23 protein-coding genes and 4 tRNA genes are annotated in these 26,731 nt (G+C 33.9%); 2 read left to right on the top strand and 25 right to left on the bottom strand.

The features are described 5' to 3' along the window. Nucleotides 1-205: 205 nt before the first annotated feature. The 18 genes from B4L98_RS01390 to B4L98_RS01305 all read right to left on the bottom strand — a co-directional run bounded on the left by B4L98_RS01390 (nucleotide 206) and on the right by B4L98_RS01305 (nucleotide 16,397). Nucleotides 206-499: a DUF3467 domain-containing protein gene (locus tag B4L98_RS01390; protein ID WP_038331074.1), complete on the bottom strand. Its 294-nt coding sequence runs from the start codon at nucleotides 497-499 to the stop codon at nucleotides 206-208. Further along, nucleotides 499-4,776, bottom strand: coding sequence for a DNA-directed RNA polymerase subunit beta' (gene rpoC, locus B4L98_RS01385; RefSeq protein WP_125349433.1), 4,278 nt, complete (start codon nucleotides 4,774-4,776; stop codon nucleotides 499-501). Before rpoC ends, B4L98_RS01390 begins: the two co-directional genes overlap by 1 nt. Nucleotides 4,777-4,838: 62 nt before the next feature. After that, on the bottom strand, nucleotides 4,839-8,681 hold the full coding sequence (gene rpoB, locus B4L98_RS01380) for a DNA-directed RNA polymerase subunit beta (protein ID WP_291059288.1): 3,843 nt from the start codon (nucleotides 8,679-8,681) through the stop codon (nucleotides 4,839-4,841). Between the two features lie 102 nt (nucleotides 8,682-8,783). Next, nucleotides 8,784-9,152: a 50S ribosomal protein L7/L12 gene (gene rplL, locus B4L98_RS01375; RefSeq protein ID WP_019974307.1), complete on the bottom strand. Its 369-nt coding sequence runs from the start codon at nucleotides 9,150-9,152 to the stop codon at nucleotides 8,784-8,786. Between the two features lie 46 nt (nucleotides 9,153-9,198). Then, nucleotides 9,199-9,711 (bottom strand): 50S ribosomal protein L10, encoded by a 513-nt coding sequence (gene rplJ / locus B4L98_RS01370; RefSeq protein ID WP_291059290.1) that lies wholly within the window; start codon nucleotides 9,709-9,711, stop codon nucleotides 9,199-9,201. 18 nt (nucleotides 9,712-9,729) lie between these two features. After that, nucleotides 9,730-10,425, bottom strand: a complete 696-nt coding sequence (rplA, locus tag B4L98_RS01365) for a 50S ribosomal protein L1 (protein ID WP_038331070.1) — start codon at nucleotides 10,423-10,425, stop codon at nucleotides 9,730-9,732. 17 nt (nucleotides 10,426-10,442) lie between these two features. Beyond that, the gene (rplK, locus tag B4L98_RS01360) at nucleotides 10,443-10,883 is read right to left on the bottom strand and encodes a 50S ribosomal protein L11 (RefSeq protein ID WP_038331069.1); all 441 of its coding nucleotides are present in this window, start codon (nucleotides 10,881-10,883) and stop codon (nucleotides 10,443-10,445) included. Between the two features lie 73 nt (nucleotides 10,884-10,956). Beyond that, complete coding sequence (nusG, locus tag B4L98_RS01355) at nucleotides 10,957-11,505, bottom strand: transcription termination/antitermination protein NusG (protein WP_219033762.1); 549 nt, start codon at nucleotides 11,503-11,505, stop codon at nucleotides 10,957-10,959. 32 nt (nucleotides 11,506-11,537) lie between these two features. After that, nucleotides 11,538-11,726, bottom strand: a complete 189-nt coding sequence (secE, locus tag B4L98_RS01350) for a preprotein translocase subunit SecE (protein WP_038331172.1) — start codon at nucleotides 11,724-11,726, stop codon at nucleotides 11,538-11,540. Nucleotides 11,727-11,741: 15 nt separating this feature from the next. Next, a tRNA-Trp gene (locus tag B4L98_RS01345) sits at nucleotides 11,742-11,812 on the bottom strand. A 60-nt stretch (nucleotides 11,813-11,872) separates the two neighbouring features. Further along, on the bottom strand, nucleotides 11,873-13,060 hold the full coding sequence (gene tuf, locus B4L98_RS01340; RefSeq protein ID WP_038331067.1) for an elongation factor Tu: 1,188 nt from the start codon (nucleotides 13,058-13,060) through the stop codon (nucleotides 11,873-11,875). A 185-nt stretch (nucleotides 13,061-13,245) separates the two neighbouring features. Continuing rightward, nucleotides 13,246-13,318, bottom strand: a tRNA-Gly gene (locus tag B4L98_RS01335). Nucleotides 13,319-13,391: 73 nt separating this feature from the next. After that, nucleotides 13,392-13,472: transfer RNA gene (locus B4L98_RS01330), tRNA-Tyr, on the bottom strand. 31 nt (nucleotides 13,473-13,503) lie between these two features. Beyond that, a tRNA-Thr gene (locus B4L98_RS01325) sits at nucleotides 13,504-13,577 on the bottom strand. A 130-nt stretch (nucleotides 13,578-13,707) separates the two neighbouring features. After that, nucleotides 13,708-14,007 carry a ribosome hibernation-promoting factor, HPF/YfiA family gene (gene hpf / locus B4L98_RS01320; protein ID WP_038331066.1) on the bottom strand — a complete coding sequence of 100 codons (300 nt, stop codon included), beginning with the start codon at nucleotides 14,005-14,007 and terminating at the stop codon, nucleotides 13,708-13,710. A 2-nt stretch (nucleotides 14,008-14,009) separates the two neighbouring features. Then, nucleotides 14,010-14,909 (bottom strand): tyrosine-type recombinase/integrase, encoded by a 900-nt coding sequence (locus tag B4L98_RS01315; RefSeq protein ID WP_125349436.1) that lies wholly within the window; start codon nucleotides 14,907-14,909, stop codon nucleotides 14,010-14,012. 82 nt (nucleotides 14,910-14,991) lie between these two features. Further along, a complete protein-coding gene (gene rpsU / locus B4L98_RS01310) occupies nucleotides 14,992-15,186 on the bottom strand; it encodes a 30S ribosomal protein S21 (protein WP_038331168.1) in 195 nt (64 codons plus the stop codon). A gap of 68 nt (nucleotides 15,187-15,254) precedes the next feature. Then, nucleotides 15,255-16,397 carry an acyl-CoA dehydrogenase family protein gene (locus B4L98_RS01305; protein WP_038331167.1) on the bottom strand — a complete coding sequence of 381 codons (1,143 nt, stop codon included), beginning with the start codon at nucleotides 16,395-16,397 and terminating at the stop codon, nucleotides 15,255-15,257. Between the two features lie 240 nt (nucleotides 16,398-16,637). Between B4L98_RS01305 and B4L98_RS01300 the strand changes: the two genes are divergently transcribed. Then, nucleotides 16,638-17,282, top strand: a complete 645-nt coding sequence (locus B4L98_RS01300; protein ID WP_291077348.1) for an OmpW/AlkL family protein — start codon at nucleotides 16,638-16,640, stop codon at nucleotides 17,280-17,282. 75 nt (nucleotides 17,283-17,357) lie between these two features. On the opposite strand, the gene B4L98_RS01295 is transcribed toward B4L98_RS01300, so the two are convergent. From B4L98_RS01295 to B4L98_RS01270, 6 genes are all read right to left on the bottom strand, one after another. Continuing rightward, nucleotides 17,358-17,891: a hypothetical protein gene (locus B4L98_RS01295; RefSeq protein ID WP_038331063.1), complete on the bottom strand. Its 534-nt coding sequence runs from the start codon at nucleotides 17,889-17,891 to the stop codon at nucleotides 17,358-17,360. Nucleotides 17,892-17,902: 11 nt separating this feature from the next. Beyond that, a complete protein-coding gene (locus tag B4L98_RS01290) occupies nucleotides 17,903-18,832 on the bottom strand; it encodes a cation diffusion facilitator family transporter (RefSeq protein WP_125349438.1) in 930 nt (309 codons plus the stop codon). Nucleotides 18,833-18,890: 58 nt separating this feature from the next. Further along, nucleotides 18,891-20,519, bottom strand: a complete 1,629-nt coding sequence (gene pruA, locus B4L98_RS01285) for an L-glutamate gamma-semialdehyde dehydrogenase (protein ID WP_125349439.1) — start codon at nucleotides 20,517-20,519, stop codon at nucleotides 18,891-18,893. A 113-nt stretch (nucleotides 20,520-20,632) separates the two neighbouring features. Next, nucleotides 20,633-21,352, bottom strand: coding sequence for a DUF1003 domain-containing protein (locus B4L98_RS01280; RefSeq protein WP_114998848.1), 720 nt, complete (start codon nucleotides 21,350-21,352; stop codon nucleotides 20,633-20,635). A 66-nt stretch (nucleotides 21,353-21,418) separates the two neighbouring features. Next, on the bottom strand, nucleotides 21,419-23,983 hold the full coding sequence (locus B4L98_RS01275; protein ID WP_291077345.1) for a hypothetical protein: 2,565 nt from the start codon (nucleotides 23,981-23,983) through the stop codon (nucleotides 21,419-21,421). Further along, nucleotides 23,980-24,969 (bottom strand): hypothetical protein, encoded by a 990-nt coding sequence (locus B4L98_RS01270; RefSeq protein ID WP_286495084.1) that lies wholly within the window; start codon nucleotides 24,967-24,969, stop codon nucleotides 23,980-23,982. Before B4L98_RS01270 ends, B4L98_RS01275 begins: the two co-directional genes overlap by 4 nt. A 100-nt stretch (nucleotides 24,970-25,069) precedes the next feature. Between B4L98_RS01270 and B4L98_RS01265 the strand changes: the two genes are divergently transcribed. After that, nucleotides 25,070-25,429 carry a DUF2200 domain-containing protein gene (locus B4L98_RS01265; protein WP_219033767.1) on the top strand — a complete coding sequence of 120 codons (360 nt, stop codon included), beginning with the start codon at nucleotides 25,070-25,072 and terminating at the stop codon, nucleotides 25,427-25,429. 5 nt (nucleotides 25,430-25,434) lie between these two features. Here the strand turns inward: B4L98_RS01265 and B4L98_RS01260 are convergent, their stop codons facing one another. Further along, nucleotides 25,435-26,691: a type IX secretion system plug protein domain-containing protein gene (locus tag B4L98_RS01260; RefSeq protein WP_286495085.1), complete on the bottom strand. Its 1,257-nt coding sequence runs from the start codon at nucleotides 26,689-26,691 to the stop codon at nucleotides 25,435-25,437. Nucleotides 26,692-26,731 lie beyond the last annotated feature (40 nt).

The raw sequence follows: 26,731 nt of genomic DNA, 5'->3' as shown, positions 1-26,731 counted from the left end.
ACATTTTTTCGATTCAAAAAAATACTGTTAAAAAGATTAATGTATTTTATTTTTAAATTATTCGCATTAATATCATAAATAATTATCAATTTAATAATTGATCTAACATTTATAAGATTATTTTTAATGATTTGATAGTTTTGATTGCATAAAAAAATCCCCCAATCTAAGATTGAGGGACTTTTTGAAATATTAAGAATGATTCTTAAGCTTCGTAAGTTGCAGTACCGTTGTTTACTTGAGGTTCTTTGATTTCACCAAAGCTTTTCTCAAAGTTAGTTACGTTTTCTGCTAACGATTGAGATAATTGTTTTGCTTGTAATGGAGACAAAATAATTCTTGATTTTACTGATGGTCTAGCACCTGGTAAAAATTGAACGAAATCTACAACGAACTCAGATGGTGAGTGGTTGATGATTGCTCCTGTAGCATAAACACCTTGAGCTACTAATTCGTTTAACTCAATGTTTAATCCTTCGTTTTGTTGATTTTCTGACATTATAATTCTTGTTTTGCGTTTATTAATTCCTCGTATTCACGGTTAGATCCTACGATGATGTTTTGATACTCTTTTAATCCAGTTCCGGCAGGAATTAAGTGACCAACAATAACGTTTTCTTTTAATCCTACTAAACCGTCTACTTTACCAGCTACAGCTGCTTCGTTAAGAACTTTTGTAGTTTCCTGGAACGATGCCGCAGACATGAAAGATTTAGTTTGTAAAGACGCTCTTGTAATACCTTGTAAAACTGCCTCTGCTGTTGCAGGTAAAGCCTCACGAGCTGTCACTAAGTTTTTGTCTTCACGTTTTAATTTAGAGTTTTCGTCACGTAATTCGCGAACTGTGATGATTTGTCCTGGACTTAATGTGTCAGAATCACCAGCATCTTCTACGACTTTCATTCCAAATAAACGATCGTTTTCTTGCATGAAATCGTCTTTGTGCTCTAAACTATCTTCTAAGAATCTTGAATCTCCTGAGTCTACAATACGAACTTTACGTAACATTTGACGTACGATAATTTCGAAGTGTTTGTCATCGATTTTTACCCCTTGTAAACGGTATACATCTTGAATCTCGTTTACTAAGTATTCTTGAACCGCTGTCGGCCCTAAGATTCTTAAAATATCTTCTGGTGTAATTGCTCCATCTGATAAAGGCTCACCTGCACGAACGAAGTCATTTTCTTGAACTAAGATCTGTGCTGATAATTTAACTAAGTAACGACGGATTTCACCATTTTTAGATTCAACGATGATTTCGCGGTTACCACGTTTTATTTTACCGAAAGATACAACTCCATCCATTTCACAAACAACTGATGGGTTAGATGGATTACGAGCCTCTAACAACTCTGTAATACGAGGTAAACCTCCTGTAATATCGCCAGATTTAGCTGACTTACGAGGGATCTTAACTAAGATTTTACCTGCATTAATTTTTTCACCATCATTTACCATTAAGTGTGCACCTACTGGTAAGTTATATGTTTTTTCTTCACCATCAATCGTGATAACTCTTAACGCTGGAACTAATTTTTTATTACGTGATTCAGAAATAACTTTTTCTTGGAATCCTGTTTGCTCATCGATTTCAATTTGGAAAGTTACCCCTTGCTCTAATTGTTCGTATTCGATTTTACCAGTAGATTCTGCGATGATTACCCCGTTATAAGGGTCCCAACTTGCAATCTCTTGACCTTTTTGAACTTTAGCTCCGTTTTTGACAGATAAGATAGTACCATAAGCGATGTTAGTTTGTTGACGAACGTTTCCTAAATCGTCAATTACTTTCATCTCTGTAGAACGAGAAACAACTGTATCTACTTTGTTACCTGCATCATCTGTCGATTCAACAGTACGTAAGTCATCAAACTCAACTGTACCATCAACTTTAGCATTAATTGTATTTTGCTCAGAAACGTTACCCGCAGTACCCCCAACGTGGAAAGTACGTAATGTTAACTGTGTACCAGGCTCACCAATAGATTGCGCAGCAACTACACCAACTGATTCACCTTTCTGAACACCTTTACCTGTAGCTAAGTTGCGTCCGTAACATTTAGCACAAATTCCAGTTTTCGCTTCACATGTTAATGGAGAACGAACTTCTACATTTTCAATACCAGCTGCTTCTAAGGCATCACCAATATCTTCTGTAATAATGTTACCAGCAGAAATGATTAATTCACCATTATCTGGGTTGTAAATATCATTTAATGAAGTACGACCTAATACACGAGAAGATAAACTTTCGATGATTTCTTCTTTTTTCTTAAGTGCAGATACTTCTAAACCTCTTAATGTACCACAATCTTCGTGCATTACGATAACGTCTTGCGCAACGTCAACTAAACGACGAGTCAAGTATCCAGCATCGGCAGTTTTTAAGGCAGTATCGGCAAGACCTTTACGCGCACCGTGCGAAGAAATAAAGTACTCTAAGATAGACAGACCTTCACGGAAGTTAGAGATAATTGGGTTTTCGATGATATCCCCACCAGTAGAACCAGCTTTTTGAGGTTTAGCCATCAATCCACGCATACCTGATAACTGACGAATTTGCTCTTTAGATCCACGCGCTCCAGAATCAAGCATCATGAATACAGAGTTAAATCCTTGTTGATCTTCTGTCATACGTTTCATTACAATTTCAGTTAAAGTTGCGTTTGTTGTTGTCCAAACATCAATAACTTGGTTGTAACGTTCGTTATTTGTAATAAGACCCATATTATAGTTCATCTTAATGTTCTCAACTTGGTTGATCGCACCTGAGATAAGGTCTTTCTTTTGTTCTGGGATTAAGATATCTCCTAATGAGAATGATAAACCACCCTCGAAGGCATTACGGTATCCTAATTGTTTCATATCATCCAAGAAAGCAGCCGTTGTAGGGAAATCTGTAATCTTGATGATTTTATTAATAATTGTACGTAACGATTTTTTCGTTAATACTTCATTAATATAACCTACTTGTTTCGGAACGATTTGGTTAAATAACACACGTCCTACTGAAGTTTCGATTAATTGATTTTCTACTAACTCCTCTCCTACACGAATTGTTCCTTTTACACGAATTGGCGCGTTTAAGTCAACAGCTCCTTCGTTGTATGCAATTTGAACTTCTTCATCTGAATAGAAAGTTAATCCTTCACCTTTTACTGTAAATTGGTGGTCTGTACGACGAATTTTCGTCATGTAGTAAAGACCTAAAACCATATCCTGAGAAGGTACAGTAATTGGAGATCCATTTGCAGGATTCAAAATATTTTGAGAAGCCAACATTAATAATTGTGCTTCTAAAACAGCTTCTGGTCCTAATGGTAAGTGAACAGCCATCTGGTCACCATCGAAATCGGCATTGAAGGCAGTACACACTAATGGGTGTAAACGAATTGCTTTACCTTCGATTAATTTCGGTTGGAATGCTTGGATACCTAAACGGTGTAACGTAGGGGCACGGTTTAATAAAACTGGATGACCTTTGATTACATTTTCTAAAATATCCCAAACAACTGGCTCTTTTCTATCGATAATTTTCTTAGCCGATTTAACTGTTTTTACAATTCCACGCTCGATTAATTTACGAACTACGAATGGTTTGTATAATTCAGCTGCCATATCTTTTGGTAAACCACATTCGTGTAATTTAAGTGTTGGTCCAACAACAATTACAGAACGAGCAGAATAATCTACACGTTTACCTAATAAGTTTTGACGGAAACGACCTTGTTTACCTTTTAATGAATCAGATAATGATTTTAACGGACGGTTACCATCAGCTTTTACAGCAGATGCTTTACGCGTGTTATCAAATAATGAATCAACCGCTTCTTGTAACATACGTTTTTCATTACGTAAGATTACTTCTGGCGCTTTGATTTCCATTAATCGTTTCAAACGATTGTTACGGATAATTACACGACGATATAAATCATTTAAATCTGATGTTGCAAAACGACCACCATCTAATGGAACTAACGGACGTAATTCTGGTGGAATAACCGGAATAACGCGCATTACCATCCATTCTGGACGGTTTACGTGGTGCATATTTGACTCACGTAACGACTCAACAACTTGTAAACGTTTTAACGCTTCTGTACGACGTTGTTTAGAAGTTTCGTTGTGTGCTTTGTGTCTTAATTCGTAAGATAACTCATCTAAATTGATACGAGATAATAGGTCTTCTAATGCTTCAGCACCCATTTTCGCAACGAATTTATTAGGATCTGTATCTTCTAGATATTGATTCTCGATTGGAAGAGTTTCTAAGATATCTAAATACTCTTCTTCTGATAAGAAATCTAATCTATTTAATTCTTCACCTTCTGGTCCTTTTGCGATACCTGGTTGAATCACTACATATCTTTCATAGTAAATTACCATGTCTAATTTCTTAGATGGTAATCCTAAGATGTAACCAATTTTGTTTGGTAATGAACGGAAATACCAAATATGTGCAATTGGCACAACAAGATTGATGTGTCCAATACGCTCACGACGAACTTTCTTTTCAGTAACTTCAACCCCACAACGGTCACAAACGATACCTTTATAACGGATTCTTTTATATTTTCCGCAGGCACATTCGTAATCTTTTACAGGTCCAAAGATACGCTCACAGAATAACCCGTCACGCTCTGGTTTGTGCGTTCTATAGTTAATCGTTTCAGGTTTTAAAACTTCACCTTTAGATTCTTGAAGAATCGATTCTGGAGAAGCTAACCCGATACGGATTTTTGAGAATTGACTTGTTTTATTTTTTGTTGACATATAGAAATGTATCTAACAATTATATTATTATAACGAAAAAGGTAGAATAATAGGTTGCCCTATTATTCTTCCAAGTTTATGTCTAATCCAAGACCTTGTAATTCATGTAACAATACGTTAAATGATTCTGGAATACCAGGTTCTGGCATTGGCTCTCCTTTTACGATTGCTTCGTAAGTTTTCGCACGTCCAATTACGTCATCCGACTTAACTGTTAAGATTTCGCGTAAGATATTAGATGCACCGAATGCTTCTAATGCCCAAACCTCCATCTCTCCGAAACGTTGTCCACCGAATTGTGCTTTACCTCCTAATGGTTGTTGAGTAATTAATGAGTATGGTCCGATAGAACGCGCGTGCATTTTGTCGTCAACCATGTGTCCTAATTTCAACATGTAAATCACCCCTACAGTAGCTTTTTGATCAAAACGTTCTCCAGTATTACCGTCATATAAATATGTTGTACCGTGTTTTGGAATACCTGCTTCTTCTGTGATGCGATCGATATCAGCGATTTCAGCACCATCGAAGATAGGTGTAGCAAATTTTTGACCCATTTTAAGTCCAGCCCATCCTAATACCGTTTCATAAATCTGACCGATATTCATACGAGATGGTACCCCAAGTGGATTAAGTACGATATTTACTGGCGTTCCGTCTTCTAAGAAAGGCATATCTTCGTCGCGAACGATACGTGCAACAATACCTTTGTTACCGTGACGTCCTGCCATTTTATCCCCTACTCTTAGTTTACGTTTTTTCGCAATGTAGATTTTTGCTAATTTAACGATACCTGCAGGTAACTCGTCTCCAACAGAGATTGTAAATCTTTCGCGGTTAAGTGCTCCTTGTAAATCATTGTACTTAATTTTGTAATTATGTAACAATTCTTTTACTAATTCGTTCTTATCCTCGTCTGTTGTCCAAAGAGACTCTGCTCCAGTTAAATTTAAGAAATCTTCAACATTAGATAAGATTTTTTGTGTGTATTTTACACCTTTCTTGATTACTTCTTCGTTCAAATCGTTGTAAATACCTTGAGAAGTTTTTCCGTTTAATAAAACGTATAATTTCTCTAATAAAATCTCTCTTAATTCGTTGAATTTAACGTCGTACTCAGCTTCTACACTATCAATAATAGCTTTGTCTTGAGAACGTTTACGTTTATCCTTAATACTACGTGAGAATAATTTTTTGTCGATAACAACACCACGTAATGATGGAGAGGCTTTAAGAGAAGCATCTTTTACATCACCTGCTTTGTCACCAAAGATCGCACGTAATAATTTTTCTTCTGGAGTTGGATCAGATTCTCCTTTTGGAGTAATCTTACCAATCAAGATATCACCAGGTTTTACTTCTGCTCCAATACGGATCATACCGTTTTCGTCTAAGTCTTTTGTAGCCTCTTCCGAAACGTTAGGAATGTCTGAAGTTAATTCTTCCATACCTAATTTTGTATCACGTACATCTAATGAATACTCATCGATGTGGATAGATGTAAACCAGTCTTCGCGAACAGCTTTCTCAGAGATTACAATGGCATCCTCGAAGTTGTATCCTTGCCAAGGCATAAAGGCAACAACCATGTTACGACCAATTGCTAATTCTCCTCCTTCTGTTGCATAACCTTCAGATAAAACTTGTCCTTTCTCTACACGATCACCAACTTTTACAATTGGTTTCAACGTAATTGTAGTTCCTTGATTCGTTTTTCTGAATTTTGTTAAATTATATGTTTTCTCAGCAGTATCGAAGCTTACTAATTCTTCGTCTTCTGAGCGATCATATTTAATTGTTATAATGTCAGCATCAACATAAGTTACTGTACCTTCACGTTCTGCATTTACTAAGATTCTTGAATCTTTTGCAACTTGTTTTTCTAATCCAGTACCTACAATTGGTGCTTGAGGTTTTAATAATGGAACTGCCTGACGCATCATGTTCGATCCCATTAACGCACGGTTGGCGTCATCATGCTCCAAGAAAGGAATTAATGATGCTGAGATAGATGCAATCTGGTTAGGTGCAACGTCAATTAAATCAACTTCTGCTGGCGTTACAACAGGGAAATCCCCATCTTCACGAGCAGTTACACGTTCAGTAGCAATAGTACCATCGTCTGTCATGTCGATATTGGCTTGAGCAATTACTTTTGATTCCTCCTCTTCCGCAGTTAAATAGATTGGTGCTGATTCGACGTCCACTTTTCCATCTTCTACTTTTCTGTACGGTGTTTCGATGAACCCTAAGTTATTAACTTTAGCGAATACACATAATGACGAAATCAAACCAATGTTTGGTCCCTCAGGAGTTTCAATTGGACATAAACGTCCGTAATGAGTGTGGTGTACGTCACGTACCTCGAATCCCGCTCTTTCTCTTGATAAACCTCCAGGTCCTAATGCTGATAAACGACGTTTGTGTGTAATCTCTGATAATGGATTTGTTTGGTCCATGAACTGAGATAACTGGTTCGTTCCGAAGAATGAGTTGATAACAGATGATAATGTTTTAGCATTAATCAAATCGATTGGGGTAAACACCTCGTTGTCACGAACATTCATTCTTTCGCGGATAGTTCTAGCCATACGAGCTAAACCTACTCCGAATTGGCTAGCCATTTGCTCACCTACCGTTCTTACACGACGGTTAGATAAGTGGTCAATATCATCCACCTCTGCTTTAGAGTTGATTAATTCGATTAAGTATTTAATAATCGAAATGATATCTTCACGAGTTAATACTTGTACTTCCTCGCTAATGCTTAAGCCTAATTTTTTATTTAATCTGTAACGACCTACTTCACCTAATGAATAACGTTGATCAGAGAAGAATAATTTGTCAATAATTCCTCTTGCTGTTTCCTCATCTGGTGGCTCAGCGTTACGTAATTGTCTATAGATGTACTCTACTGCCTCTTTTTCAGTGTTAGTAGGGTCTTTTTGTAAAGTATTATGGATAATTCCATAATCAGCAGAATTGATATCTTCTTTGTGTAATAAGATCGTCTTAACACCAGAATCTACGATTTGATCGATGTGATCTTTCTCTAAGATTGTTTCACGGTCTAAGATAATTTCATTACGCTCGATAGATACAACTTCTCCTGTATCTTCATCTACGAAATCCTCGTGCCATGTATTTAATACACGTGCAGCAAGTTTACGACCTACAACTTTCTTTAAATTAGCTTTATTAACTTTTACTTCTTCAGCTAAGTCGAAAATTTCTAAGATATCTTTATCTCTTTCGTATCCGATAGCACGTAATAAAGTAGTTAATGGTAACTTTTTCTTACGATCGATGTAAGCGTACATTACGCTGTTGATGTCTGTTGCGAACTCAATCCAAGATCCTTTGAAAGGAATGATACGAGATGAGTACAATTTTGTACCATTCGCGTGGAAAGATTGTCCGAAGAATACCCCAGGAGAACGGTGTAATTGAGATACAATAACACGCTCTGCACCATTAATAATGAATGATCCTGAAGGAGACATGTAAGGAATTGTTCCTAAGTATACGTCTTGCACTACAGTTTCGAAATCTTCGTGTTCTTCGTCCGTACAGTACAATTTAAGACGAGCTTTCAATGGTACGCTGTACGTTAATCCTCTTTCGATACACTCATCAATTGTGTAACGTGGTGGATCTACGAAATAATCTAAGAATTCTAAAACAAACTGATTGCGAGTATCCGTAATTGGAAAATTCTCAGCAAATGTTCGGTAAAGACCTTCATTTTTTCGTTGGTCAGGTCTTGTTTCCAACTGGAAAAAATCTTCAAACGATTTGATCTGAATGTCAAGGAAATCTGGGAACTGAGCGACTGCTTTTGCAGAAGAGAAGTTCAATCTTTCTTTTTTCTCAGTCGAGTTGCTTAATGTTGCTTTAGTGGCCAATTTCGAATGAATTTTGGTTTATATAATGACTTTATGCGTAAAAAGGTTTAGACCTAACACGTCCTGTGTTAGGTCCAAACCTATATTTTTGAGTAATAAAAATTACTTCAATTCTACTACTGCACCAGCTTCTTCTAGCTGTTTCTTTAAAGCTTCAGCTTCGTCTTTAGAAACTGCTTCTTTAACTGTTGCTGGAGTTGAATCTACTAAATCTTTAGCTTCTTTTAATCCTTTACCAGTTAATTCTTTAACTAATTTAACAACTGCTAATTTAGATGCACCTGCTTCTTTTAAGATTACGTCGAATTCTGATTGCTCTTCAGCAGCTTCACCTGCTCCACCTGCAGCAACAACTACAGCAGCAGCAGCTGGTTCGATTCCGTACTCATCTTTTAAGATTGTAGATAATTCATTAACTTCTAAAACTGTTAAGTTTACTAACTCTTCAGCTAATTTTTTTAAATCTGCCATTTTAATGCTTTTTGTTTTTTAAACTTTTATTTGATATGAGTGTGTCTTATTCTTCTGAAGCTCCTTCTTCTGCTTTTGCAGCGTCTTTGTTCTCTAATTGAGAAACAACAGTTTTGATTGGAGATTGAAGTAACATGATGATGTCTGCGATTAATTCTTCGCGAGATTTCAATGCTACTAATTGTGGTAATTTGTCATCACCTACGAATGTATTATCTTCAATCCAAGCTCCTTTTAAAATAGGTTTTTCAGATTTTTTTCTGAAAGTATCGATTACTTTAGCTGGTGCATTACCAACTTCAGCAGTCATTAATGCTGTATTTCCTTTTAAAGATCCGTAAAGCTCTTCGAAGTTTTTGTCTTCGATTTGCTCCATAGCTTTCTTTAATAAAGTGTTTTTTACTACGCGTAAAGATACATTGCTTTTGAAGCAAGCTCTTCTTAATTCAGTAGTATTAACAGCGTTTAATCCGTCGATATCTGCTAAGTAGATGATTTTTGCTTCTGCTAATACAGCTTGCAATTCATCTATCATATTTGCTTTATCTTGTTTTGTCATTGCCATAATCTACTAATTTTAAGCGTTTACACTTTTTGGATCTACTGATACACCTACAGATTGAGTTGTAGAAAGCGTGATGCTTTTTACATATGTTCCTTTAGCAGCTGTTGGTTTTAATTTAATTAAAGTTTGAATTAACTCATTCGCATTTTCTTTAATTTTATCAGCATCGAAAGATACTTTACCAACTGCAGCGTGGATGATTCCGTAACGATCTACTTTGAAGTCGATTTTACCTGCTTTTACTTCAGAAACGGCTTTACCTACTTCTAAAGTTACAGTACCTGATTTTGGGTTAGGCATTAATCCACGAGGTCCTAAAACACGTCCTAATGGTCCTAATTTACCCATAACAGCTGGCATAGTAACGATAACGTCAACATCTGTCCAACCTTCTTTAATTTTTTGTAAGTATTCGTCTAATCCTACATAGTCTGCACCTGCTGCTTTAGCTTCTGCTTCTTTGTCTGGAGTAACTAATGCTAATACTTTTACATCTTTACCTGTTCCGTGTGGTAATGAAACTACACCACGAACCATTTGGTTAGCTTTCTTAGGATCTACACCTAAACGAACTGCTATATCTACAGAAGCATCAAACTTAGCGTAGTTAACTTCCTTTACTAATGATGATGCTTCATCAATAGAGTAAAGTTTGTTTTTTTCTACTTTAGCTAATACTTCTTTTTGTCTTTTTGTTAACTTTGCCATTTCCTAAAATGTTTTAATTATTCTGGAGCTTGCCCACCTTTTACAGTTATACCCATAGAACGTGCAGTTCCAGCAACCATTTTCATAGCAGATTCAACAGTAAAACAGTTCATGTCCGCTAATTTGTCTTCAGCAATAGCTCTAACTTGATCCCAAGTAACAGTACCAACTTTTTGACGGTTTGGTACACCTGATGCTTTTTTCAATTTCGCAGCTTCCATTAACTGAATAGCAGCTGGTGGAGTTTTAATTACGAAATCGAATGATTTGTCTTGATACACAGTAATAACAACTGGTAACACTGCACCTTGTTTTTCTTGTGTACGTCCATTAAATTGTTTACAAAACTCCATGATGTTAACACCTGCAGCACCTAAAGCTGGCCCTACTGGTGGCGAAGGATTTGCTTGTCCTCCTTTAACTTGAAGTTTTACAACTTTTTCAATTTTTTTTGCCATTTTTTTAATTCTTAAAATTAAGCGTTATGTGGAAGCAGCCTAAATTTCTACTTTTAATTTGTTGATAGATTGATTATGCAATCTTTTCAACTTGGTTAAAACTTAACTCTAGTGGTGTTTTACGTCCGAAGATTAAAACCATCACTTCAAGTTTACGTTTATCTTCAATGATTTTTTCAACTGTTCCGTTGAAGCCATTGAATGGTCCGTCGATTACTTTTACAGTTTCTCCTACGATGTAAGATATTCCTAAGTTTGTATCAACGTTTTCTGCTAATTCGTCAACTTTACCTAACATTCGGTTAACTTCCGATTGTCTCATTGGTACAGGATCACCTCCTTTCGTTGCACTCAAAAAGCTAATTACACCTGATGTATTCTTTACCATGTGAGGAATTTCCCCTACAAGTTCGGCTTCTATCATGATGTAACCAGGAAAGTGTACTTTTTCCTTTTGATATTTTTTACCGTTACGGATTTGAATCACTTTTTCCATAGGAACAACAATTTGTCCTACATAATCATTCAAATTTTGGTACTGAATTTCTCTTTCAATATAATCCTTAACTTTCAGCTCTTGTCCAGCTACAGTCTTGATTACATACCATTTCTTTTCACTCATGATTCTAATTACTAAACGGGATATTTTACAAACTAAAAAGCGCCGTAGATAAAGTTAAGCACTTGTGTGAATAATGTATCTACCGCATATAAAAATATAGCTAACAAAACTGTAGCTATTGCAACAATAATTGTGTCTCTTTGTAGATCTGAGAATGATGGCCATGTAACATGATCTTTAAATTCTACAAAGGAATCTTTAAAATATTGTACGACTTTCATATCGTTTTCATTTAGCACGGGCACAAGGATTCGAACCCTGATCAACGGTTTTGGAGACCGCTATTCTACCATTGAACTATGCCCGTAGATAAAAAGAGTGGTAATCATTGAAGATTACCACATCTTCTATATTATATTTTGACTAATTAGTCTAAAATTTCAGTTACCTGACCAGCACCAACTGTACGTCCACCTTCACGGATTGCGAAACGTAAACCTTCGTTTAATGCGATTGGTTGTAATAATTCAACTGTAATAGTTAAGTTATCTCCTGGTAAAACCATCTCAACTCCTTCTGGTAAGTTGATTTCCCCTGTTACGTCAGTTGTACGTACGTAGAACTGTGGACGGTAACGGTTATGGAATGGAGTGTGACGACCACCTTCTTCTTTAGTTAAGATATAAACCTCAGCTTTGAATTTTTTGTGTGGTTTAACAGATCCTTGTTTTGCGATAACCATACCACGACGGATGTCAGTTTTATCAACACCACGTAATAATAAACCTACGTTATCACCAGCTTCACCTCTATCTAAGATTTTACGGAACATTTCAACACCTGTTACAGTAGAAGTTAATTTTTCTTCTCCCATACCAACGATGTCAACTGGATCCCCAGAGTTAATTACACCAGCCTCGATACGTCCTGTAGCAACAGTACCACGACCTGTAATAGAGAATACATCCTCTACTGGCATTAAGAATGGTTTATCTTGATCACGAACTGGTTGCTCAATCCACTCATCAACATTGTTCATTAAGTTTAATACAGTTTCAACCCATTGAGGCTCACCGTTTAATGCACCTAAAGCAGATCCTTGGATAACTGGAGTGTTATCTCCGTCATATTCGTAAGAAGATAATAAATCTCTTACTTCCATTTCTACTAACTCTAATAACTCAGCATCGTCAACCATATCAACTTTGTTTAAGAAAACAACGATACGAGGAACGTTTACTTGGCGACATAATAAGATGTGCTCACGAGTTTGAGGCATTGGACCATCAGTAGCAGCTACTACTAAGATACCACCATCCATTTGAGCAGCTCCTGTAACCATGTTTTTTACGTAATCCGCGTGACCTGGACAGTCAACGTGTGCGTAGTGACGGTTAGCAGTTTCATACTCTACGTGAGATGTATTAATTGTAATACCACGCTCTTTTTCTTCTGGAGCATTATCGATTTGATCGAAAGCTTTTGCTTCTGAATAACCAGCATCAGCTAATACTTTAGTAATCGCTGCAGTCAAAGTTGTTTTACCGTGGTCAACGTGACCAATAGTACCAATATTTAAGTGCGGCTTATTACGGTTGAAAGTTTCCTTTGCCATTTTACTTTTTATTAATTTCTATTGTTATACTTAAATTAAAAAAATAACTTTAAATTATTTTCAAGTGTAAAAGTACACTTTTTGATTTATATAAAGATATTAATTTTTGACTCGCGTTAACCTTGGTTTAAATGAGTTTCAACAACTACTTAAAAGATTAACTATACTGGACGAACCAGAATTTGAGCGGGAAACGGGACTCGAACCCGCAACATTCAGCTTGGAAGGCTGACGCTCTACCAATTGAGCTATTCCCGCATTCACTTCTAAAAAGCTTTGCAAATTTAAAGATTAAATCCTAAACCACAAAAAATTTTAAAAATTAAGTTTGTGGGGAGAGCAGGATTCGAACCTGCGAAGGTTACCCAACGGATTTACAGTCCGTCCTCGTTGGCCGCTTGAGTATCTCCCCGCCTTATTTTTTTGTTCTTCTAAAAACCTTGAGCCGATAGAGGGACTCGAACCCACGACCTGCTGATTACAAATCAGCTGCTCTAGCCAGCTGAGCTACATCGGCATTTTTGTTTTTAAAAGCGTTATTTAAAAGAACAGTCCGTTAAATATGTTTGTTTAACGGACTGCAAATTTACGTTGTTTTTTGAATTAACCAAATTTTTAGGTTCTTTTTTTAGTCAATTCCCTATTTTTTATCTTTCGCTAATTTTTTCTTTTTTTCTGATAATTAATTTTTTTAATGTATCTACCGCTAAATCAATACATTCTTCAAAAGATTGTCCTGTTTTACTTACAACAATATCATCTCCTGGTACTTCTAACTTAATATCAACTGTCTTGTTATTTTTTTCTGCAGTATTCTCTAATTTAAAAGAAACATTCGCTGCAATGATTTTGTCTGACAAAGTTTCTAATTTTTCTAATTTTTTCTCTAAATACTCCTCTAAACCTGGTTTAGTATTGAAGTTTACTGCTTGAAAGTTAATTGTCATAATTACTCTTTTTTGTTCTCACGCGGGTGAGCTTTGTTAAACACTTTTTTTAAATTTTCTATACTCCCATGTGTATAAATTTGAGTCGATGACAAACTTGAATGCCCTAAAATATCTTTTACTGCATTCAGATCTGCTCCTGAATCTAACATATGAGTCGCAAATGAATGCCTCAACATATGAGGACTTTTTTTATGTTTTACACTTATAAGACTAAGATAGTATTTTACTTTCGAATAAACAAGATTATCGTACAAAGGTTTTCCTTTTTCTGTTACAAAAACATTCGTACATTGTAAAGTAATTTCGTTATGTTTTCTAGTGTTATAATTCGCCAAATCCTCTAACAGAAAGGTTGAAATAGGAATTATGCGTTCTTTATTTCTTTTTCCAAGAACTTTTATAGAAAGTGTATTCGGATCGATATCATTTTCTTTCAAACCAATTAATTCGGCACGTCGAATTCCTGTTTGATACATTACATCAATCATTAATCGATCACGTAAACCTTCGAATGTGTCAGGGAAAAATTCATCATTATTCAACAAATCATTCAATTCTGCTTCTGTAAAAGGTACTAAAACTTGTTTATTTTGTTTAAGTGAATGAATTTGCTCGATTGGATTAATGGAAAGATGATTTTCTTTGACCAAATATTTATAAAACGTTCGTAAAGCGCTTAATTTGCGATTAACTGTTTTCTCAGACTTTTCTAATTCTGATAAATGCATCACAAATGCACGAATATGATTTTTTGTTGCAAGTTGTATTTCTGACGAATTTTCTTCTTGTTGATAGAACTCAACAAAATCGTCCAAATCTCTTTTGTAGCTAGTAATTGTTAGCGTAGAATAGTTTTTCTCGAGCGCTAAATAATCTAAGAATAGTTGAATAAATTCCATAAAAAAACCTATTCATCAAAGTTACAACTTTAACAAATAGGTCAACAGAAATTAATTTCTTTATATCGTTTAAAACGGCAATTTATGCTTCCTCCTTTTCGATTAAGGCTTGTTTGTAGATTGCTCTACTCATCTTAATTCTATTTGTAACAGAAGGTTTTGTAAATTGTTGACGTGCTCTTAACTGACGTACAACACCTGTTTTATCAAATTTTCTTTTGTATTTTTTTAGAGCTCTTTCGATTGACTCTCCGTCTTTTACTGGTATAATCAACATAATTTTATCTATTTCTTTTTGAGATGGCAAATATACAACTCTTTAGTAATTAAACAAATCGTTTTGTATTAATCTTTCAAAATATTTCTTCCAATCACTAATTTTTGGATCTCAGTTGTTCCTTCACCGATTGTACACAACTTAGAATCACGGTAGAATTTCTCTACTGGAAAATCTTTTGTATATCCGTATCCACCAAATATTTGAACTGCTTCATTCGAGATTTTAACACACGCTTCCGATGCATAATATTTTGCCATTGCACCTTCTGTCGTCATTGGTTTTTTATGATTTTTTAAATAAGATGCTTTACGAATTAATAATTCTGAAGCTTCGATTTCTGTAATCATTTCAGCCAATTTAAAGTTAATTGCTTGGAAATTTGCAATTGCAGTTCCAAATTGATGACGCTCTTGTGCATATTTCAATGCTGCTTTGTATGCTCCTTTCGCGATTCCTAAAGATAAAGCTGCAATCGAGATACGACCACCATCTAAAATCTTAAGCGCTTGCTTGAAACCATCACCTACGTTCCCTAAACGATTTGCGTCCGAAACACGTACATTATCGAAGATTAACTCTGCCGTTTCCGAAGCACGCATTCCTAATTTATTTTCTTTTTTACCAGAAGTAAAACCTGGCGTTCCTTTCTCGATCACAAAAGCCGTTGCGTTATTTTTCGCTCCTTTCTCTCCTGTTCTTGTCATCACAACCGCTACATCACCAGAAATCGCATGCGTAATAAAGTTTTTTGCTCCATTAATTACCCATTCGTCACCATCTTTTACAGCTGTTGTAGACATTCCTCCTGCATCAGAACCAGTGTTGTGCTCTGTTAATCCCCAAGCACCAATCCATTCTGCTGTTGCTAATTTTGGTAACCAACGTTGTTTTTGTTCTTCATTACCGAATTCTAAAATATGATTTGTACAAAGTGAATTATGTGCCGCTACAGACAAACCGATAGAAGGATCAACTTGTGAAATTTCATCTACAATTGATACATATTCATCATAAGACAAACCACTTCCTCCATATTCTTCTGGGACAACGATTCCCATGAATCCCATTTTTCCAAGTTCTTTGAAAACTTCAACTGGAAAAGTTTGAGCTTCATCCCACTCCATTATATTCGGTTGAATGTATTGTTTTGCGAAATCTCTTGCCGATTGCGCGATTAATGATAAATTTTCATTTTCTAAGAAATCCATTTTTTTGAGTTTTTTTGTTTTTTTATGACTTTCCTCCAAAAGTAATAAATTTCTATTAAGTGAAAAGTTTTTCTTTTATGATTATTTTTACTCATTAAAAATAATTGACTATCAGCGTTTTTAAGTTAATAATATCCTAAAAAAAAACAAATGTTTAAAGTCATTTTCGGAAATGATATTTGACATTTTAATTCGGATAAATTAATCCGAGTTTTGTTCTCAGAAATAAAATAAAACATTATGAGAAAAGGACTATTAATAGTAGGAGCAATTTTAGCATCGATAAATTCATTTGGACAAGAAGCAGGTGAATTGCATATGCGTGTAAGAGCAACTGGTGTAGTTCCTATGGAAGATGCTAAAATAGAAGCAATAGGTGGAAATGTCGCAGTGACGAATAACCTTATTCCAGAAATCGACTTTACCTATTATATTACAAAAAATATCGCAGCCGAATTAATTTTAGGAACATCTAAACACGAAGTTGTTGCGGTAAATACTGCATTAGGAAATTTGGATTTGGGACGCGTGATGTTGTTGCCTCCAACTCTTAATGTGCAATATCATTTATATCCAACCAAAAACTTAAAACCTTATGTTGGTGCAGGAATTAATTATACAATTTTCTACGATCAAGGGCAAGGAAAAGGTAGAAATGCAGCTGTAACAAGTGTAGATTACAAAAACAATGTAGGTTTCGGATTTCAATTAGGATTTGATTACAAAATCAATGATAAATTATACTGGAACGTAGATGTCAAAAAATTATACTTGAATACTGACGTTACAGTTGGTGCAGCTTTAGACAAACAAGTTTATGTACCAGCAGATGTAGATCTTAATCCTTGGTTAATCAGTACAGGTATTGGTTTCAAACTATTCTAACTCGACCTTTTATTATATATTATGATTTTTAAACGAAGGGAAAAATCAAAAAGAGAAGCAATTGCTTCTCTTTTTTTATTTAAATTTATTTATATCAAAATATTGTTCATAAATAGGTTTCAATTCAGTCAAATTTGTACAAGGAGTTTGTTCTAATTTTCGAATTTCGATTCCCTTTTTATAATCACTTAGAATTTCCTCATAATTATTAATGTAATCATAAGCTCCTATTCCAATTTTCTTAAAATTTAAATCTTCATGTTTTATTACAGAAACTTTTTTGTTTGTGAAATAATTCTCATTTACATATAAAATATCGATTAAATCAATGCAATTACCTTCAAAACCTTCTGGAATTCTTCTTCCAAAAATATTATCATTCATCATAAAAGATATTCCGTAGAAAATTATATTATCCTCTTTAAAAATATCAATCACAACCGCTTTAATATTAGTATCCTCAAACAAAATAATATCTCCAAATTTGAATTTTAAATCAGAATCATCAATCTTACCATAATTTGTTTCACTTAAAGCATTATTCTCTGAAACTGATGGATTACAACAGAAAAATGAAAACAAAACAATGCAAATTCCAAAATATTTCATAAGATAAAATTTTACTCTTCCACTCTCTTATCTTCGATGTGATTTGTTCGAAAATATTCTCGAACCGAAACAAAAGTAGGTTCTATATGCACTAATACATCTTTTACTTGTGGCATTTTAGCTTGTACAGCATCTTTCAGATCATGACTAATTTTATGTCCTTCCACCACCGAAATCGTTCCATCGACTATTGCATGCAAATCCACATAATAATTCATTCCATTTTTGCGCACATTACATTTTTCAGTCGCCATAACACCAGGAACATGTGAAGCGATTTCTCTAATTTGCTCAATTTCATTTTCGTACAATTGCTCATCCATAATTTCTCCTAACGCAGGTCGAAGGATTTTGTACGCATTGTATAAAATAAAACTTGAAGCAAAAAGCGCCGCAACATCATCTGCTGCCTCCCAACCTGGTCCCATTACCAACGAAATCGAAATTCCGATAAACGCCATTAATGATGTAATTGCATCTGAACGATGATGCCAAGCATCTGCTTTTAGAGAAGAACTGTTAGTCTCAACACTTTTTCTCATTACATACTGAAACGATAATTCTTTGAATAAAATAATTCCTCCAAGTACTAATAAGGTAAATGGTTTGGGCTGATGATGTGGTGTAATAATATTGTTAATACTTTCTTTTGCAATGATAATCGCAGAAACAATAAGGAAAGTAACCACTAAAAATGTGATTAACGCTTCTGCTTTTCCGTGCCCGTAAGGATGATTTTCATCTGCAGGTTTTGCAGAATACTTTAGTCCAAAGAAAACAAATATAGAAGAAAAAACATCTGCCGAAGACTCGATTGCATCTGCAATAAGTGCGTAAGAATTCCCAAAATAACCAGCCAAAAACTTAATTCCAGCCAAAGAAGCGTTTCCTACAATACTAAAAATTGAAGCTTTGATTGCTTTTTCCGAATTATCATTCATACCAAAAAAATAAGCCCTACAAATGTAAGGCTTATTCTAATTTTATATCTCGAAAATATTATTTTTCTAAGAATGGGTATTTGTAATCTTTTGCAGGAACAAATGTTTCTTTGATTGTTTGAACAGAAGTCCAACGTAACAAGTTCATTGCAGAACCTGCTTTATCATTTGTACCAGAAGCACGTGCTCCACCAAATGGTTGTTGTCCTACAACTGCACCTGTTGGTTTATCGTTGATGTAGAAATTTCCACAAGCATTTTTCAATGCTTTAGCAGCTAATTCTACAGCAGCACGATCTTTCGCGAAGATTGATCCTGTTAATGCGTAAGCAGAAGTTTCGTCAACTAATTTTAAAGTTGCTTCAAATTCATTTTCATCATAAACATAAACTGATAATACAGGCCCGAAGATTTCTTCTACCATTGATTCATATTTAGGGTTCGTTGCTTTGATAACTGTTGGTTGAACAAAATATCCAACTGAATCATCATAAGTACCACCTATTACAACTTCAGCTTCAGAAGATGCTTGTGCACGATCGATATATGCTTTAGATTTTTCGAAAGAGTTTTTATCGATAACCGCTGTCATGAAATTAGAGAAATCCTCTGGAGATCCTAATGTAACAGTTGCTAACATTTCTTTCATTTGTTTCTCAACTTCGCTCCATAAGTTAGATGGAATATAAGCACGAGAAGCAGCAGAACATTTTTGTCCTTGGTATTCAAACGCTCCACGAACTAAACCTACAGCAACTTCTGTTGGACAAGCTGATTTGTGAACCATTACGAAATCTTTTCCTCCTGTTTCTCCTACGATACGTGGATAAGTTCTGTAATTGTTGATGTTATCTCCAATTTGTTTCCATAAAGTATTGAAAACTTTTGTAGAACCTGTGAAGTGTAAACCTGCAAAATCTTTATGTTCTAAAACTGTTTTTGCAGTTTCTGCTCCATCAGTTAAGATCATGTTGATTACACCATCTGGTAAACCAGCTTTTTTGAACACTTCCATTGTTACTTTAGCAGCTAAAGTTTGTTTATCAGAAGGTTTCCAAACTACAACGTTCCCCATCAAAGCCATACAAGATGGTAAGTTACCAGCAATTGCAGTAAAGTTGAAAGGAGTAATTGCAAAAGTAAACCCTTCTAATGGACGATAATCTACACGATTCCAAATTCCAGGAGAAGAAATTGGTTGATCTGCATAAATTTCTGTCATGTATTGTACATTGAAACGTAAAAAGTCAATCAACTCACAAGCTGAATCAATTTCTGCTTGCATTGCATTTTTAGATTGACCAATCATTGTTGCAGCATTTATTTTTGCACGGTAAGGACCAGCAATCAAATCTGCAGCTTTCAAGAAAATTGCCGCTCTATCTTCCCAAGGCATTGCAACCCAAGCTTCTTTTGCAGCTAAAGCTGTATCAATCGCTTTTCTTACATCATCTTGTGTTCCTTCGTGGAAATAACCAACAACTTTTTGGTGGTCATGTGGAGGACGAATTTCTTTTTTATTTCCTGAAAAAATTTCTTCAGAACCAATGTATTGAGGAACTTCAGTTACCTCGTTAAACATTTTTTTGTATGCGTCTAATAATTGCGCACGCTCTGGCGTTCCAGGAGCATATGATTTTACCTCTTCGTTAACAGCGTGAGGAATTTGAGCAAATGATTTTGACATTTTGATTATTTTGTTTGTTTATACTTTTCAAAGTTCAAATTTAAGAAAAATAAATGGAAATGTTTCAGTTCAGATAATTAAGTCTTTTATCACTTTAAACATAAAATCATCCATTATTCTTCCTTTTTATTTTCTTTTTTATCTTTTGTATGAAGAATTTGATTTTCGATATTTTCTAAATATTGAATCTGCATTTCCTGTATTTCTAATAATTTCTTATTCTGATGAACCAATAAATGATCTATTTTTTCGCTTAATAATTTTATTTCCAGTTCGGCTTTCAAATTAATTTTATAATCATGTTCGGCTCTATCACGGTCTTTATCTTCTTGACGATTTTGACTCATCATAATAATTGGAGCTTGTATTGCTGCTAAACAAGACAAAATCAAATTGAGTAAAATAAATGGATAGGGATCAAAACCTTTGTTGTGCAACATCCAGAAATTAAGAAACATCCAAGCCAATAAGAAAATAAAAAACGAAATAATAAATGTCCAACTTCCTCCGAAAGACGCTACTTTATCTGCAATTCTATCGCCTGTTGTCAATGGCTTTGATGTATTTTCTTTTATATTTTCGGAAAGAATAGAATTATCACGAATTGCTTCTACTACATCTTGATCCAATTTTTCCATTTCACCTTTTTCTTGCGAAATCAAATTTGCAAAAAATTGACGACGATATTTGTTCAATATTTTTATCGAAACATAATCTTCTTCGGTAATTGCTGGATAATCTTGCTCAATCAATTTAAAAATCTCTTGCTGAATTTCTTTTCCTTTTACAGCTTCGTAGCGATTAATTGGTTCTTGAGTTACAAAACATTTCATAATAATCTATTTTAGTCAAAAATCACATTACAAAAAACGCTCCTAAAATTAGAAGCGTTTTAATTATTAAAAGTTATTTGTGTAATAATCGAAATATTTACAATTTGATTTTATTTCTTGATATGTTTTCGTGTCCGAATATTGTTTCAAATTTTTAAAATTAGAACGATAATTTGCCACTTTAAACGCTAAAATCTTCTCTTCGTTATCATATTGATTTTCGTACAAACGTTTCAACACAGGATCTTTTGCATTATAAAATCTTCCTTGTTCATTCTTCGACAATGCAAACAATATTTGCGCTTTCATTTCTTTGTCTTTTGTCGAATCAAATGCTTTTTTCAAATAATTTTCAGAAGGCGTAAAATTATCTACGTAATTTCCTCCCCAACCAAAACTTTTGTAAAAGAAGTTGCTTGTTGCTTCATATTGATCTCCATAATTATTAAATTTTGGTCCATTATCATTGTTTCGATCAAATGTCAACAAATAACGATAATAACCCAAAGTCGTCGTATTGTAGAAGAAATTTCCCAACAAATAATTCGCTTTCGCAGCTTCTTCGGTATTTTTCTTTGCTATTTTATTCAATTCAATCATCGCATTTGTCAATTCTAATTTTGACATTTTTGGTTTGATAAATTTGAATTCATTCAAATATGGTGTTGCGATCACTTGATTTTCGTCACAATTAAAACATTCAATCTTATTATAGCCAAAAATTTTATTCGGAATATTATGATAGCCATCAAACTGATTTTCTACCCAAGTTTTGCTCTCTTTTTCTGTTGTATAATCGTAATCATAAATAAAATAAGCACTTTCTGAGGTATGATATTTTTGATCAATCTTCTCAAATTCTTTCTTCGCCAAATCAAACTTCATTTCGCCTAAATACAATGTTCCTTTGAAATCGGCTAAATAATCAGATAATCTGAACTGAATATCCGTCGATTTTTCGGTTCTCCAATCCCATGAACTCGATTTTACTTTTGCATTAATCAAATATTTTTCGAAAGCTGTTTTATTCGATTTTTTATCCAATTTATCCAAATCATTGATAATCGCCCAATCTGGATTTGAACCTAATTGTGTAATTTCATTATGAATTAAAAATGCTTTTCCTTTATCGCCTTGCAGAAAATATCGATTTGCCAAAACATCTAAAATCACATTTTTCAAGTTCATTTTTTGATCATCTTCATCCGAATAATCATAAACATCTTCTGGCAATTTTGGATATTCATAATTCAAAATCGACGCATATTTTTGCATCAATTGATTCTCGAAACTATCTGAAATTTTCTTTTGTTCGAAAATCTCTAATAAAATTTCAATCACTTTTTTCTGTTGTTGAAATTCTTTCGAAGTTGAATTTACTTTGGCTAAATACGTTTTTGTTTCCGAAAAATTTTTGTTCAATAAATTAAGATATGCCACCGATAAATTCCAATATTCTTTGTCATTAGCTTTTGTTGCTTGCGATTTAGCCAAAGAAATTAATTCATTAATCTGAATTTCATCTTTCGAATTTTCATCAGAACTTCCATAATAATCGTTATTCGCTTTTATAGGCAAATACAAATCCGTGTATTTTTTTCGCACTTGCGACGAATCCCAATAATAATCTTCAGGATTTTGTTGCAAATATTCGCGCTCAATTAAATTGATAGAACGTGCAAATAAAATTCTCGCTTGTGGAGCATTCACATCATTCGCAATAATTTTTTTTGCAGGCGCCAACGGATTCGAAAAATCATTATAACCAATCAACAAATACAAATCATTTTTTTCTTGAATCGTTTTGGCATTCGCTAACATTTTCTCATAATTCAAATCTTCTGTCACGCGCATCGATTGATAAGCGCTCATTTTTCGATCATTCGAATGAGAAAAAACTTCAAAAAAGTCATAATTCGCCTGAATATAATTTCCAAGCGCACGCTCCGCTCCACCTTTTTGATCTAATGCATAATAATACATCGAATTTTTGAGTCCTTGCGACGCCACATACATGTTAAAATAATTGATGGCATCTTTATATTCGTGGAAATAATGCGCAAAACGAACCAATTGATAACCATAACGAACTTTTAATTCTTTGTCCGTTTCTGCATTCCAACTTTTCTTTAGAACCTCAAGAACTTTTTTATAATTTAGATTATTGACATTTTTTTCTGGACGATCGACATACGACCATTCACCATTATCGATATAATAAAAAGCCATATAAGGCTCTAAATACTTGGCATACGACAAGTAAAGTAAACTTTGCTTATTCTTTTTTACCCAATCTGTTGTCGCAAAATTATAGTTCGTATTGGACGATTTTCCATTCTTTACCATCAAATCAATTTCTTGTTTCGATACTTTAAAAACCAACTCAAACGCTTGCTGATAGCTAATTCCTAACGTTTTTTGCCAATCCAAAATATTCTCATTCTTTTGATTTGCATCCATCGTATAATATGGATTATCCAACGTCATCAAAAATGGCTGATATTGAGGCGCTTCGCTTAAAGTTTGCGAAAAAAGATTGTAGTAATAATAATCTTCTCCACCTCCATCAGCACACGCAAATACTTTGGTTAAACCAAAAGTTAAGCATAAAGTAAGTACTATTTTTTTCATAATTGTGTTGGTATTGTTTTCAAAAATTTTGAGTCTAAATGAAAATAAATCAAGCGATAATTGTAAGATAATTTTGTATCGATAAATGATTTTGTTTCAATTAATAATTCAGGAGAAATCATTTCAACTTTTATTGTAAAACCTTTGCTCACATAAAAATTTCGTACAAAAAAATCATCTTCCACTTCATAAAATCCATTTCTGATTTTCTTTACAGGTTTTCCTATCAAATCTTGCTCCGAAAAAGAATTGATTAATTTTATTTTTCCTTGATGATTTGTCAAAATTGCCCACGAATAAATTGGCAAAGCAACATCTAATTTGATTGGATAATCGTTCAAGTTTTTTAAATAATCTTTTGCTATTTTCAAATCTAAAATCGAATTATTTTCAGATTGATCAGTTGGATTTTCGGTTGCATAACACATCAAAACCATTTTATCCAAAGGCGGAACTCCTTCTTTGTCTTTAAATTTGACTTGATGCAAACGCAAAGTTGCCGAAAGTTTTTTGCCCGAAATATGTTTCAATTCCGACAAAAACATAAAATAATTTTCGCGCGTAGATTTCGTCCAATCACAATCTATCTGAATTTCATTGAAACTTTTTAGATTTCCTCTTTCAGCCGTTTCACTCAAAAAATTATACACATCTTTTGCTAAAATTTTGATTTGATCTTTTGATGTATTCAGAAAAGTTTGATTGGTAATAAAAACCGTCGGAATATAATTGACATTGAGTTTCGTTGCATCAAAATTCTGAATAATTCCAACTGGAGAAATTTTATTCAACTTTTTATCCACATCAAAAAAACGAACATAAATATTTTCCACTTTTAGTGAATCAACCGCTTTTTTCTCTGTTTCATTCACCGAATAATTACTTCGCCAATAATAAAAATCAATTGGTGATTTTTTGGTTTCAGAAGTACATCCAACCAAACTAATTATCGTAAACAGTATTAAAAATCTAAATAAAAATTTCATACTCAAATTTAACTCAAAATCTATAAATCACAATCGATGAAAATAGTGAGATTTTATCAAATTAATTGTCGAAATTTATCCTCTATAATATTCTTAAAAAATGAATGATAAAAATTTTCAGCGTGTAATCGAAATGTCTTTTGCAAGTGTTTATCCGCATTACATCACAAAAGCAGAAAAGAAAAACCGAACAAAAACGGAAGTTGATCAAATTATTTTTTGGTTAACAGGTTATACTGAAAAAGATTTGGAAGAAATTTTAACGAAGAAAACTAACTTTCATGATTTTTTTGAAAATGCACCAAAGTTTAATCCAAATGCAACTAAAATAAAAGGTGTGATTTGCGGTTATCGTGTGGAAGAAATTGAAAATCCATTGATGCAAAAAATTCGATATTTAGACAAATTAATCGATGAATTAGCCAAAGGAAAAATAATGGAAAAAATTTTGAGAAGTTAAGCTACTTATCTCCTCGAATTTCCAGTTCCATATCCCATCAACACATCGTATCGTTGTCCCCAAGGGCGATAGTAAAACAATGCTTGATATTGATTTTCGGTTTGCCAAAAACTTCCGCTCACATAACTTGGATCGATTTTGCCTGTTTTGGTATTTTTTACGACATATTGATAATTGTAATAACCTTGTTTCAAGAATAATTCGGTTACCCAAAATCCTGCATCGTCTTTTTCTAATTTCGAATTTTCATCAATTTCCCAATTATTAAAAGCACCTACAACATACGGAACGTATAATCCATTTTGATCTTCGAAAGCATCTAAGGCAAAATAAACCCATGAATAATCTGCTTCAGAATTTGCTGCATATTCGTTTCCATAACGGTTATTTCGGATATAAAAATTACCATTAATGTCTGGATAATCATCATAAGGTAAATTATATTTCGGAATATCTGCACGCAAAACAGTGTGATAAACACTATCTTTTCTGAATGTTTTTTCTGTTGTTAAACTCGGAACTTCTAAATTTTTGTTATCAAACCAATTGTATTCTGCACCACCGTCAAACAAAATATTAGTATCATTATATGTTAATTGATTTGGACGAGAAAAAGATGGTCGATTGACAAAATAACCTTCGTTCCAATTGTTATTTTTCATCAAAAATAATCTTGCACCATCAGGAACTTCAGTTAAATTTTGTGTTCCACTCGAAACTTGAACTTGCAAACGCTGATTCAATTCTTTTACGGTTGGATTATTGTAACGAGAAACCATCACTCCAACATCCGCAATTGGTTGATAAACGGCAAAACGTTTCGTGAAAATTGGGTTTGAATCATTTTCTAAATACACTTTTAACACATAATTTCCAGGTAATTTTACATTCATTTGATCATTCGGAAATTGAATTTGATAATTGGTATATTTTTGATACGTATTGAATGAATTCTTATATGTTCGCGCATAATCAGCATTAACACCATTTAAAAATTCGGTTTGAAAAATATTCGATTCTGACCAATCTGCATTTCTGTGTTCAATAGAATATTGATAACGCTTATAACCTGCACTGATATCATCAAAAAGAAAAATTAATCTTTCGCTAGAACCTAACTTGATAACGGGTGTATTATCGTTTGTTTGCGGATTAAAAACTTGAACCGTCTTGATATTCTTTGGAGGAATTACATCTTGAAATTGCCCAAAAAGAATTGAAGTCAATAGACAAAGTATAATCGAATAGAATTTCATTTTCATTATAATTTTGATTGTTAAAAATACAAAAAAAGCGCATGCC

The organism is Empedobacter sp. UBA5528, assembly GCF_002426075.1.
Taxonomy (GTDB): Bacteria; Bacteroidota; Bacteroidia; order Flavobacteriales; family Weeksellaceae; genus Empedobacter; species Empedobacter falsenii_B.
This window is presented reverse-complemented; position numbering and strand designations above follow the sequence as displayed.